Origin of the sequence: Prevotella sp. 10(H) (assembly GCF_000711235.1) — a bacterium.
Taxonomy (GTDB): Bacteria; Bacteroidota; Bacteroidia; order Bacteroidales; family Dysgonomonadaceae; genus Dysgonomonas.
This window is the reverse complement of record NZ_JOMI01000005.1, coordinates 79,170-91,679: the sequence shown is the minus strand read 5'-3', so window position 1 is coordinate 91,679 and position 12,510 is coordinate 79,170. Positions and strand designations below refer to the sequence as shown.

The following is a 12,510-nucleotide window of genomic DNA, read 5'->3' as shown; positions in this document are numbered from 1 at the left end:
GTTATTCTGTTTTGAGATATGAGAAATAATATTTCTCTACTTTTTTTGATAAGAGCTGGATATTCAGCATATCAGAGGCTTCAGATATATCTTTTATTGTTCCGTCATTGTAAAGGATATCTATACTGTCGTCGGCTTCGTTGTACATATTAGTGTAAATGATATCTGAAGAATACAAAAATGATGATTCATATTCACTGATACCGAAATCGGATATATACTTCGACACATATTTTTCGATATGTTTTGTCGATACAGGCTCATTTGTTATTTCTATTTTGAACAGGTTCCTGTTTATAAGGCACGAACTTAAAATGGATAATACTCTGTCTTCGTTATTTGCCCAGACTTTAAGAGCACACCAGATATCGTTATCGTCAAGATTGGCAAAATTTTCTAATACTTTATCATTATTTTGTCTGAAAAAGATTTGATCCACATTGTTTTCCAGAAAATAAGAAAGTGAAGGAGATGCAAATAGTTTTTTGCCCTTACATGTTAGTTCTTTTGCCCTTATAAATGTTTTGATCAACATTTTTTCAGCTGCGACTGCCGTCTTATGAAGATAGACTTGCCAATACATCAGCCTGCGTGACATCAGAAAATTTTCTATTGAATAAATCCCCTTTGCCTCTACAACGAGGCTGTCGTTTCGCAGATCGAGCATCTTGATAATACGAGCCGAACCAATATTCCCCTCGGTTACTCCGGTAAAAAAGCTATCACGCCGGAGATAATCCAGACGGTCGACATCAAGTTGACCGCTTACCAATTGATGCAGGAATTTTTTAGGATATTGATTTTTAAAGATAGATATACATACATCCAGTTTGCCATCAAGTTGAATATTCAACACTTTCATCAGTGACAACGACAAGTCTTCGTGATGAATACCATTTGTTAAAGTGTATTCCAGCACATGAGAAAAAGGCCCGTGACCTACATCGTGCAACAGGATGCATGCCAATGCGCCGTCAGCTTCCTCAGCTGTGATTTCATGCCCTTTGGCTCTTAAATTATTTATGGCCTCATCCATCAGGTACATGGCGCCGATAGAATGATGTAAACGTGTATGCTGTGCTCCCGGATAGACGAAAGAAGCCAGACCCAATTGCTTTATTCTGTTGAGTCGTTGCAGGAAAGGATGCTGTATAAGCTTATAAATAAAATTATTGGGTATGGTGATAAATCCGAAAACAGGATCGTTGATGATTTTTTTCTTAGTAGTCATAAATGGTATATGAGTATAAATATTGCTTAAGGATTCAAAGATAGATAGAATTTATTGAATGAAGATACTTAAGTTTTTAGTATATCAATAATTATAAGTTTCATTTATCAGTTATAAATAATACAGAACAAAAAAGATATTTCCATGTTAAGATAGTAATGATACAATAATTATATTATCTTTGTGAAAGAGAGAAGACGACATTTATGTGTAGTTATGAAAAAATTATTACTCAGAATTCAGTACATACTTGGGCTTGTAAAAACTGATAGAGATACTGTTATCAAAGATTATTTAGAAAAGGAACAATAATTTCCATATTAGGCGAATTCTTTACTAATTTTGCCACAAAAAATATTTATGGAAATATTAGAAACTTTTCTTTTGCCAAGTGCATGGATTGCCCTATTGACCTTGGCATTTCTTGAAATAGTATTGGGAATAGATAATATCGTATTCCTGTCTATTATCTCATCAAAGTTACCACAAAAACAACAGCCTAAAGCACGATCAGTAGGATTAATACTGGCCATGCTTTTTCGTATACTCTTATTATTCTGTATTTCTTGGCTCATGAAATTGACGAAGCCTATCTTTTCCTTTGATACGGCTTGGTTCGATGGCTCTATTTCCGGACAAAGTATTATTATTGGAGTAGGGGGATTATTTCTCTTATATAAGAGTGTAACAGAAATTCATCACAAATTGGAAGGAGAGAGCGATGCTGTTAAGGGAAAAGCAGGTGTCAGTTTCATCGGCGTCATCGTCCAAATTGTAGCCTTGGATATTGTATTCTCGTTCGACAGTGTTCTTACGGCAGTCGGGCTTGTTAGCTTCAGTGAATTTGGATATGTAGGCGCTATGACAATAATGGTTACGGCTGTTGTCATTGCAGTAATGATAATGCTTCTTTTTTCCGGGCCTGTGAGCAAATTTGTAAACGAACACCCTACAATACAGATGCTCGGCCTATCATTCCTTATCCTTATCGGTGTGATGCTGCTTGTAGAAGCGGCGCATCTGTCTCATATTTCTGTATTTGGCACGGTTGTAGGGGAAATACCGAAAGGATATATATACTTTGCTATAGCATTCTCTTTGCTTGTCGAATTTTTGAATATGAAACTCAGAAAAAAATCCGTTCCGGTAAAATTGAAAGATTCTGAGTTGGTAAAAGAAAAGGAACAATAAATAAGAATAATAGTAGATTTTGAATAGCTGTACAATAATTGCGCAGCTATTCTTTTTTGTTAATTTGCTAAACAAAAATGTTTTCAGATACGTTCTTTTCATATCCTTACTAAAAGAAAATAAGATTACACGAAAAACTGCATATTGATAACACTATAAAAGAACTCTAAATATTATCCACGATGGAAAATAAGGTAATGATGCAATACTTCGAATGGAATCTTCCGAATGACGGTGATTTATGGAACAAACTTAAAGCTGATGCTGCGCATTTGCAGGAAATCGGTATAACGGCTGTTTGGATTCCACCGGCATACAAGGCTGATGAACAACAGGATGAGGGTTACGCTACATACGACTTTTTCGATCTGGGTGAATTTGAACAGAATAATACGACAAGGACAAAATACGGAACGAAGGAAGAGCTTAAGCAAATGATAGATGAACTGCATAAGCATAAAATATCCGTTTATCTCGATGCCGTAATGAATCATAAGGCAGAGGGCGACTATACCGAACGCTTCAAGGTGCAGGAAGTCGACCCGAGAGACAGAAATGTAGAAATTGGAGAAGAACTGGAAATCCAGGCATGGACAGGTTACCTTTTTAAAGGGCGGGGAGATAAATATTCTGATTTTAAATGGCATTGGTATCATTTTTCAGGCGTCAGTTTCGATGATGCACAGAAAAAGTGTGGCATCTTCCGTATTCTTGGAGAAAATAAATATTGGAGCGAAGGTGTAGACGACGAAAATGGAAATTATGATTTTCTGCTTTGTAATGATCTCGATCTTGATCATCCTGAAGTCATAAATGAATTGAATAACTGGGGCGTATGGGTTTCTAACGAGTTGAATCTGGATGGTATGCGACTTGATGCAATAAAGCACATGGAAGAAAAGTTTATCAGGCAATTTCTGGAAAAGGTCAGAACAGAAAGAGGAGAAAATTTTTATTCGGTAGGCGAGTATTGGAGTGATGATCTGGAAACTTTGGACAATTATCTGAAAGCTGTAAATCATAGTACAGATTTATTTGACGTTCCTCTGCATTATAATTTATACCGTGCATCGCGAAAAGGAAAGCATTACGATTTACGAAAGATATTCCACAATACCTTAATATCCCTGCATCCCGATCGGGCAGTGACATTTGTAGATAACCATGATTCGCAGGCGGGGAGTTCGTTAGATTCTGAAATAGAAGATTGGTTCAAACCATCAGTGTATGCTCTTATTCTTTTAATGGAAAAAGGATATCCCTGTATCTTTTATGGAGATTATTACGGAGTGAAAGAAGAAAAATCTATACATCGACCTATTATTGATGTATTGCTTGATATCAGAAAAAAATATGCATACGGGGAGCAAAAAAATTATTTCGACGATTCTTCTATTATCGGCTTTGTTCGCATGGGGGATGAACTGCATACCGGCTCAGGTTTAGTTTTCTTGATGTCGAATGGTGTAGATGGTAAAAAGACAATGAATGTTGGTATAGAACATAAAGGCCAGATATGGTACGATATTACCGGAAATGTGAATAAAACAGTCACTATAGATGAAGACGGGAATGGCGATTTTCTTATAGAAGGAAGTAATTTTTCAGTTTGGGTAAAGTCTTGAAAATAGATTTTAAATCTCCGATATTTTTTATACTTTTGCGTATCTTAAACGAATAAAGATTGATATAAAATATTATGGGAAGAGCGTTTGAATACCGCAAAGCAACAAAAATGAAACGCTGGGGCAATATGGCCCGCGTATTTACAAAATTAGGTCGACAAATCACAATAGCCGCAAAAGAAGGCGGTCCCGATCCGGATACTAATCCTCGTCTGCGCGTATTGATGCAGCAGGTGAAAAAGGAGAACATGCCGAAAGAAAATGTGGAGCGCGCCATTAAAAAAGCTACATCTAAGGATGAGGCCGACTACAAAGAAGTCGTTTATGAAGGATACGGTCCTTTCGGTATCGCTATAGTTGTAGAAACTGCTACCGATAATCCTACCCGTACAGTTGCAAATGTCCGCAGTTACTTTAACAAGCATAACGGCTCCTTGGGTACATCCGGAAGCCTCGAGTTCCTTTTTGATCATAAATGTGTATTTAAGATTGCTGCAAAAGATGGTGTTTCACTCGAAGACCTCGAACTGGAACTTATCGATTACGGCGTGGATGAAGTAGAACAAGACGGTGATGATATTATCCTTTATGGCGAATTCAAATCATATTCCGAAATACAGAAATATCTGGAAGAGAACGGTTTTGAAATCCATAGCGCCGAATTTGAACGCATTCCTAACGACCTGAAAGAACTTACCAAAGAACAGCAGGAGCAGATACAAAAACTGCTGGACAAGTTCGAAGACGACGATGATGTTCAGAACGTATTCCACAATATGAAAGAAGATTTTGAAGAGGAATAAAAATATATCATAATAGCTAGGGAAACTGCAGGAGAATATCTTGCAGTTTTTTTATTACATTTGTTGGAAATGAAAACGATATGATAAAATATATTTTTATACTATTTCTTTTATCTTTTAATACACTGCTTTCTGCTCAGGCATACCGTACGCGGGCATTATCACCGGATATACATACAATACAGGTGAATCTGAACGGTAACTGGTTGTATAATCCTGTGGCAAAACTAAATAGCAATGATAATATACATATCAGTTTCGACCGTTTGTCTGAAAATTCTTCCAACCGTTTGCGATATCGTATAATACATTGTGATGCATATTGGAATAAAAGTACCGGAATATCCGATATCGATTATCTGAACGGTTTTAACGATAATCCGATAGATGATTATGCTCCTTCTGTCAATACAACAGTCGAGTATACACATTTCGACCTGATTATACCCAACAGAGATACAAGTGTGAAACTTTCGGGAAACTATGTAGTTGAGGTATATGAAGATGGTGACCCCGATACTGTTTTGCTTTTTGCCTGCTTTTCTGTTGTTGATCCTGTAGTAAATATAGGGGCGACCGTTTCATCTAATACCGATATTGATTTCAACAGACATCATCAGCAGATGACTTTTACCATTCATCATCAGGGAATGAATATACGTGATCCGTTCTCCGAAATAATGGTATTTGTACAGCAAAACAACCGACTGGATAACGAAAAACGCAAATTGAAACCTACTTACGTAAACCCGGGAAAGCTGATATACGAACACAACAGGGATTTGATATTCGAAGCGGGTAACGAATACCGCCGTTTTGAGACATTCAGCTACCGATACAATGGTATGAATGTAGAACATATCGAATATGTGCGACCGGGGTATGTTATGGATATTATAACAGATAAAGTGCGCTCAGGTCGTTCCTATAGTTATGATCAGGACCAGAACGGACGTTTTTTCATAAGGAACAACGACAGCGAATATTCAGATACCGAAAGCGATTATTTTACCACGAATTTTACTTTGGCAATGGAGCAGCCTTTGCTAGAGAGCATCTATATCAACGGCAATTTTACGGATAATACTTTCTCCGATAAGTACAAAATGAAATATGACCACAACGATAAGGTATACCGCCTTTCGCTTCTATTGAAACAAGGTATGTACAACTATATTTATTTAACCCGAGACGGTAGTAAATTCCTTACATCCAATGTAGAAGGAAATTATTTCGAAACTGAAAACGAATATGCTGTCTATGTTTATTACCGACCTACAGGGCAACGTTACGATAGCTTGATAGGGGTGCAGAATATACAGTCGCGGGCGAAGTAGGTCGATGGTTGTATTTTTATTTTATAAATGGCGGGAGATAAAGTGGAGATAAAAAACTAAACATAAACGAATGATTTAGCGTTCTATATCATAAAAAGATTAACTATTTTCAAATATATGCTTTATTGTGAAAATTTTGCCGCAAAAAATTTATATTTTTGCACCTTGATTGTAGAATCAGAAACAAAATATGTGAAATTATGAAGGTTCTGAAATTTGGTAGTGCGTCTATTGCTACAGCCGACAGGATGAAGAATGTAGCAGGTATTGTTGCCCTTGGCGGTAATAATATTATTGTATTGTCTTCGATGCGTGGTACAGCTGAGGCATTGACCGAAGTATCCGACTACCTTTACAAAAAGAACCAGGAAGGTGCAATCGAAGTCATAAACCGTTTGGAAAAAGAATACAGGCAATTTGTAGCTGCATTATTTGCAGACGGAGATTATAAGACGAAGGCTAATGCCGTTGTGACAGAGAAATTCGATTATATCCGTACTTTCACAAAAGACCTTTTTACCCTGTTTGAAGAACGTGTAGTGATGGCGCAAAGCGAATTGCTGAGTTCGGAACTTTTCCATCTATACCTTTCCGAACAGAAGATAAATGCCGTACTAATTCCTGCACTCGAATATATGCGGACGGATAAAAATTCTGCTCCCGATCCAGTCTACATAAAGGAAAATCTAACAACTTTGCTGGATAGGGCAAAAGATGCCGATCTGTATATTACACAGGGATATATTTGTAGAAATGCATACGGTGAGATCGATGATCTGCGCAAAGGTGGTAGCGACTATACGGCTTCGCTTGTAGGGGTTGCGGTTGGTGCAGAAGAGATACAGATATGGGCAGATGTAGACGTTATGCAGAATAACGATCCGTGTTATGTGAAAGGTACCACTGCCATAAAACAACTGAACTTTGACGAAGCAGCCGAACTGGCTTATTTCGGGACAAAAATACTTCACCCGTCAAGTATTCTTCCTGCAAAACTGTCGGATATACCTGTACGGCTTAAAAATACTAATTACCCGGAAGCTTCGGGTACTCTTATCTCTAACGAAACGGAGGCATGCGCTATAAAAGCCGTGGCGGCTAAAGATAATATTACAGCTATTAAGATAAAATCGGGCAAGATGCTTCTGGCTCACGGCTTTCTTCGCCGGGTGTTCGAAGTATTTGAAAATTATCAGACTTCGATAGATATGTTGGCTACATCCGAAATCGGTGTATCGCTGACTATCGACGATGATAAAAATATCCAACTGATTCTTGACGACCTGAAAAAATACGGAACTGTATCTGTAGATAATAATATGGTTATCATTTCCGTTATCGGAAATCTTGAATCTGAAAAGGATGCTTTTGCTTCGGAGATATTAAATGCGGTAGCCGGAATTCCGATACATATGATATCATTTGGAGGCAGCAAATATAATTTCTCGTTCTTAATAGCTGGTAAAGATAAAGAGAAAGCGCTTCAAACATTGAATGACAAATTGTTTAATTAATTCTTTAATCCCACAATGACAAAAGGAAATTTTCCTGTTGACAAGTTAAAAGGTATTGAAACGCCTTTTTATTACTACGATATGGATTTGTTAAAAAAAACATTGAAAATCGTAAAAGAAGAGACTAAAAAATACGGATTTATCCAACACTACGCAGTAAAGGCGAATGCAAACCGCAGAATACTTGAACTTATCGCTTCGGAAGGCTTCGGTGCCGACTGTGTGAGCGGAAATGAAGTCAAGGCTGCTGTAAATGCAGGATTTCCTGCATCGAAAATAGTTTTCGCCGGGGTAGGGAAGACCGATAAAGAAATCAATCTTGCCCTCGACCTGAATATTTTTAGTTTCAACGTAGAATCGTTACCCGAATTAGAAGTAATCAACGAATTGGCCAATAAGAAAGGAAAACTGGCTCAGGTAGCTTTGCGTATTAATCCGAATGTAGATGCACACACGCATGAATATATAACTACAGGTCTTAATGAGAATAAGTTCGGATTTTCTCTTGCTCATCTTGATGCAGTAATAGAAACGTTACAAACGCTGAAATCTATCAAACTTATCGGTATTCATTTCCATATAGGCTCTCAAATAGAAGAAATTAAAACTTTCGAACCTCTTTGTGAGAAAGTAAACGAGCTGCAAATATATTTCGAGGAAAAAGGAATAAAACTGGAGCATATCAATCTTGGTGGAGGATTAGGAATCGATTATGAAAATCCTGATGCACATCTGATTCCTGATTTTGCCAGCTATTTCGAAATGTTCCATAAATACCTGAAATTGAGGGATGGACAAATGGCTCATTTCGAACTCGGACGTTCTATTGTAGCTCAATGCGGCGCTTTGGTTACACGGGTGGTTTACGTAAAACAAGGAGAACAAAAAGCATTTGCGATAGTGGATGCAGGTATGACAGATCTTATTCGTCCGGCATTATATCAGGCATATCACAAGATAGAAAACATATCTTCGGATCTTCCGGTTAAAAAATACGATGTTGTTGGCCCTATATGCGAATCTTCAGACGTGTTTGTTAAATCTTACGACCTGAATGAAACCAGCAGGGGAGATATGCTCGTTCTGCGTTCGGCAGGCGCATATGGTGAAATAATGGCTTCGCAGTATAATTGCCGCGAATTGCCTAAGCCTTATTATTCTGATAAGATATAAATCGTACAACAATAAAAGTCAGGAGTCGTATGAAATATATGGCTCTTGTCTTTTTTGAAAACACAGGAAATGGTTGAGCAAATCTTACATTACTTTACTTTTAATGAAATAGAAATAGGCGGATTACTTTTTTTATTTGTACTGTTCCTATTTCAAATTCTATTTTATTTGATGTATTACAGAAAGCCATATTCTGTTGTTCATAAAAGACAAAAAGATAATTATCAGCCATTTTACCTTAAGCCAAAAGTATCTGTTATCATATCTTCTGAAAATTCGGCCGATGATCTTGCAAAGAATTTACCTGCCGTATTGGAACAGGAATACCCTGACTATGAAGTGATAATTGTAAATAACGGCTCTACAGATGAGAGCGATACATTGCTACAATCGCTGCAACTAAAATACCCGTATCTTTATGTAACATATCTCCCATATTCGAATGATGCTTCTTTCGGTCGTCGTAAACTAGCGTTGACTATTGGCATTAAGGCGGCCAAAGGTGAGATTTTACTTTTCACCGAGCCCTATTCTAAGCCTGTCTCTAATCAGTGGATATCATCGATGGTGAGCGAAATGACAGAAGATAAGGATGTAGTATTGGGATACTCTTTTTATGACAAGACTAAAGACTTTTTCAATCGTACAGCACGCTTCGACAATCATCTTTTCAGTATGCAGTATATGGCTTTGGCTTTGAAAGGCAAAGCGTTTACAGGTATATACCGTAACCTTGCATTCCGTAGGCATTTATTCTTTGACAATAAAGGGTTTGCATCCTTTCTTAATCTGGATAACGGTGAAGATGTTTTTATTAATCAGATCATATCTTCGGGCAATACGGCTGTTGCTTTATCTCAAGATAGCTTTATCGAAACTTCAATCGAGCGGTTCTCTCTCTGGAAGCAGATCAAAAAATCATATTCCGTAGCAAAGAAATATTATAAAAACCGTTTTTGGAATAGGATGTTCAACTTTGAAGCCTTTAGTCGTTATCTGTTCTATATTGCCTTTATCGCTATAATTGTGTATAGCATAATGTTTCAGCATTGGGCATTATTAGGAATTTCAGTTTTCTTATTATTGGTGAAATTATCGGTACAAATTGTTACCATAAACAAATCGGCCAAATATTTCGAATCTGGAAAGTTTTACTTTTCTTTTATATTGATGGAAATTCTGCAGCCTCTTTACAATGTTCGTTTTCGTTCACGTCATAAGAAAATGAGCGGCCGCCGTTGATCTTATTTACTGATAGGCCTACTGTTTTTTAGATATTAATCGTTGATACGGTTTCCGTATCTTCTCTTCCCATATCAGCCACAAAACAAATATAACCCCGTCGTAATATATCCAGACAAATATATCGCGGTGGAAAATATTGAACCAGTCTTTATAAAACTTGTAGTAACATTCTTTTGTATTTTCCCATGTACAATTGTTATACCATTCATTTACTGAAATAAACCATTCAGGAAAAGGATCTTTTATTATGATGAAAATTATTGCCAGCCTGAGTATATTAATTAACAGCAATATAAAAAGCGACAGGGGCAGATACCATAATTTTTTCTTTACAGGGCCATAATAGAAAGCCAGAATAAAAGAGAACATGAATAATTGTTTCAGACCTGTACAACTCCATATTATGTCTACAGGAATGGAATTTTCGAAGAACAGGGTAGTGCCATTTACTATTTGAAAATTTTTATAACCGAATAAATCGTGAACAACCCAGTATACAATATCGGCAGTCCAGCGGTTCATCCCTTCCGTGTATGCGGTCAGGTCTTTACCCAGCACAAGAAGTATCCGCTCATTCTCGCCCTGATGCACGCAGACTTTCCATATAAATTCGAATATGAGAAATAAGCAGAGAAACCATATAATGTCGCGGAATGGTCCTAGCTTCTCACGTAGTGTAGTAATATAAATATTGTCTTTAATTTTCACCGGTTTATAAATAGCCTACAAAGGTACTAAAATAAGGATAATTAACCTTTTTAAGGCAAAAAAAATATGACATTTTAGATAAATAGTCGGTTAACTGATTTTTTTTAATTTACTTTGCACAAATTTCGTCTGTTTTTAAGCGAATTTAGCAGCATACTGATTGATGTAATGAAGAATAATGTTGCTTTTCTTTGGAATATTTGCCATATCAGGATAATAATTTGGGCAAATTATTGTTTAAGATGAGAACACAAGATAACAGAAAAGGCAGCAATTTATTATATAAGAATTGATACTGAAAGGATAAACCGTATATAGAACTATAATGTTAAAAAGCAAAAAACTTCTTTTTATAGCCCTCTTGGCTTGTATAGCAGGCTCACTCGGAGCACAAACAGATTCTCCTTACAGCAGATATGGTTACGGAGTACTGAGAGATCAGTCGGTTGGCCCGTCGAGAGCAATGGGTGGGATTGGTTACGGACTACGCAACAGCCAGAGTGCAAACCCCTTAAATCCGGCATCATATTCGCGAGTAGATTCATTAACTTTCCTTTTCGATATAGGTGTCAACTATAACATGGGAAAATTAAGCGATGAAGTTAACTCTGAAAAGAAACATAATGGCGGACTCGATTATATAACTATCCTCGTTCCCATAAAGAAAGGCTTAGGTTTAAGTTTCGGTATTATGCCCTATTCCTCTGTAGGATATAAATTCGAGAGTACCGAGACCAACGGATCGGTAATGTATAACAAATCTTTTTCCGGTTCGGGAGGTCTTAGTCAGGTATATGGTGGACTCGGATATTCTACTCCGATAAAAGGGTTATCTATTGGTGCTAATGTGTCATATCTGTTTGGTACAATAAACCATAAGCGTCAGCTTCCTGCTATTAGCGGATCGGGAACAAATACGTCATTGGATAATACAGAACTGTCAGTTAAAGCAGCGAAGTTTGATATAGGATTACAATACGGATTTCCAATAGGTAAGACTAAGAATTTAACTCTTGGTGCTGTTTACTCACCAAAGATTAATTCTTCTGCTGATTATACTAATGTACATTACATTTTTACATCTTCAGAAACCGAGCCTACTACAACCGAACATAACGGAATAGATGCCGGAATACCGGAAACATACGGGTTAGGTTTTACTATCAATAGTAACAATAAACTTGTTTTCGGTGCTGATGCTACTTATCAGAGGTGGAGTAAAGTAAAGTATTCCAGCTACATGAATGATGGTCTGTCAGATGCAGATCGTTTCGACGACCGATGGAAATACAGTGCAGGAGCCGAATATATGATAGACCCTTATGACAGAAGCTTTTTCAAAAAGATTAAATTCCGGGGCGGTCTTAACTATAGCAATTCATACCTGAATGCTATGGATAAAAACAATAAGATAGACGGTTATAATGAATATGGTGCTACTCTAGGCTTTGGCTTCCCTATACGTGATAATATCGGGCAACGGGTATCATATATCAATCTGAACTTTGAATATAGAAAGATTAAACCGAAGCTTAAGAATATGATAACAGAAGAATATTTCGGAGTTTCATTAAATGTAAATATCAATGAACTTTGGTTCTTCCGTCGTAAAGTTGAATAATGTTAGAATTAGATAAGAAAAACAGCCTCAATTTTATATTGGGGCTCATTGTTTTTAATATA

Annotated in this window: 10 protein-coding genes; 8 read left to right on the top strand and 2 right to left on the bottom strand. The window is 36.9% G+C overall.

Annotated elements, in window-relative coordinates; genetic code table 11:
• Position 1: 1 nt before the first annotated feature.
• A complete protein-coding gene (locus K348_RS0111110; RefSeq protein WP_029905028.1) occupies positions 2 to 1,231 on the bottom strand; it encodes an HD domain-containing protein in 1,230 nt (409 codons plus the stop codon).
• 360 nt (positions 1,232 to 1,591) lie between these two features.
• Between K348_RS0111110 and K348_RS0111100 the strand changes: the two genes are divergently transcribed.
• From K348_RS0111100 to K348_RS0111070, 7 genes are all read left to right on the top strand, one after another.
• Positions 1,592 to 2,422, top strand: a complete 831-nt coding sequence (locus K348_RS0111100; RefSeq protein WP_029905027.1) for a TerC family protein — start codon at positions 1,592 to 1,594, stop codon at positions 2,420 to 2,422.
• A 182-nt stretch (positions 2,423 to 2,604) separates the two neighbouring features.
• Positions 2,605 to 4,047, top strand: coding sequence for an alpha-amylase (locus tag K348_RS0111095; RefSeq protein ID WP_029905026.1), 1,443 nt, complete (start codon positions 2,605 to 2,607; stop codon positions 4,045 to 4,047).
• 74 nt (positions 4,048 to 4,121) lie between these two features.
• Positions 4,122 to 4,850 (top strand): YebC/PmpR family DNA-binding transcriptional regulator, encoded by a 729-nt coding sequence (locus K348_RS0111090; RefSeq protein WP_029905025.1) that lies wholly within the window; start codon positions 4,122 to 4,124, stop codon positions 4,848 to 4,850.
• Positions 4,851 to 4,930: 80 nt separating this feature from the next.
• Positions 4,931 to 6,187, top strand: a complete 1,257-nt coding sequence (locus K348_RS0111085) for a DUF5103 domain-containing protein (protein WP_029905024.1) — start codon at positions 4,931 to 4,933, stop codon at positions 6,185 to 6,187.
• Positions 6,188 to 6,387: 200 nt separating this feature from the next.
• Complete coding sequence (locus K348_RS0111080; RefSeq protein WP_029905023.1) at positions 6,388 to 7,701, top strand: aspartate kinase; 1,314 nt, start codon at positions 6,388 to 6,390, stop codon at positions 7,699 to 7,701.
• A 15-nt stretch (positions 7,702 to 7,716) separates the two neighbouring features.
• Positions 7,717 to 8,874 carry a diaminopimelate decarboxylase gene (lysA, locus tag K348_RS0111075; protein ID WP_029905022.1) on the top strand — a complete coding sequence of 386 codons (1,158 nt, stop codon included), beginning with the start codon at positions 7,717 to 7,719 and terminating at the stop codon, positions 8,872 to 8,874.
• 171 nt (positions 8,875 to 9,045) lie between these two features.
• A complete protein-coding gene (locus K348_RS0111070; protein ID WP_231496779.1) occupies positions 9,046 to 10,116 on the top strand; it encodes a glycosyltransferase in 1,071 nt (356 codons plus the stop codon).
• An 18-nt stretch (positions 10,117 to 10,134) separates the two neighbouring features.
• On the opposite strand, the gene K348_RS0111065 is transcribed toward K348_RS0111070, so the two are convergent.
• Positions 10,135 to 10,827, bottom strand: coding sequence for an archaeosortase/exosortase family protein (locus tag K348_RS0111065; protein WP_029905020.1), 693 nt, complete (start codon positions 10,825 to 10,827; stop codon positions 10,135 to 10,137).
• Between the two features lie 325 nt (positions 10,828 to 11,152).
• Here K348_RS0111065 and K348_RS0111060 point away from each other — a divergent pair, with 325 nt between their 5' ends.
• Positions 11,153 to 12,448: an outer membrane protein transport protein gene (locus K348_RS0111060; protein ID WP_029905019.1), complete on the top strand. Its 1,296-nt coding sequence runs from the start codon at positions 11,153 to 11,155 to the stop codon at positions 12,446 to 12,448.
• The last annotated feature ends 62 nt before the right edge of the window (positions 12,449 to 12,510 follow it).

Excerpts from the sequence above, each read along its gene's own strand:
- K348_RS0111070 (WP_231496779.1), top strand. The coding sequence starts at position 9,046 with ATGTATTACAGAAAGCCATATTCTGTTGTTCATAAAAGACAAAAAGAT.
- K348_RS0111100 (WP_029905027.1), top strand. The coding sequence starts at position 1,592 with ATGGAAATATTAGAAACTTTTCTTTTGCCAAGTGCATGGATTGCCCTA.
- K348_RS0111085 (WP_029905024.1), top strand. The coding sequence starts at position 4,931 with ATGATAAAATATATTTTTATACTATTTCTTTTATCTTTTAATACACTG.
- K348_RS0111090 (WP_029905025.1), top strand. The coding sequence starts at position 4,122 with ATGGGAAGAGCGTTTGAATACCGCAAAGCAACAAAAATGAAACGCTGG.
- K348_RS0111060 (WP_029905019.1), top strand. The coding sequence starts at position 11,153 with ATGTTAAAAAGCAAAAAACTTCTTTTTATAGCCCTCTTGGCTTGTATA.
- K348_RS0111095 (WP_029905026.1), top strand. The coding sequence starts at position 2,605 with ATGGAAAATAAGGTAATGATGCAATACTTCGAATGGAATCTTCCGAAT.
- K348_RS0111110 (WP_029905028.1), bottom strand. The coding sequence starts at position 1,231 with ATGACTACTAAGAAAAAAATCATCAACGATCCTGTTTTCGGATTTATC.
- K348_RS0111080 (WP_029905023.1), top strand. The coding sequence starts at position 6,388 with ATGAAGGTTCTGAAATTTGGTAGTGCGTCTATTGCTACAGCCGACAGG.
- lysA (WP_029905022.1), top strand. The coding sequence starts at position 7,717 with ATGACAAAAGGAAATTTTCCTGTTGACAAGTTAAAAGGTATTGAAACG.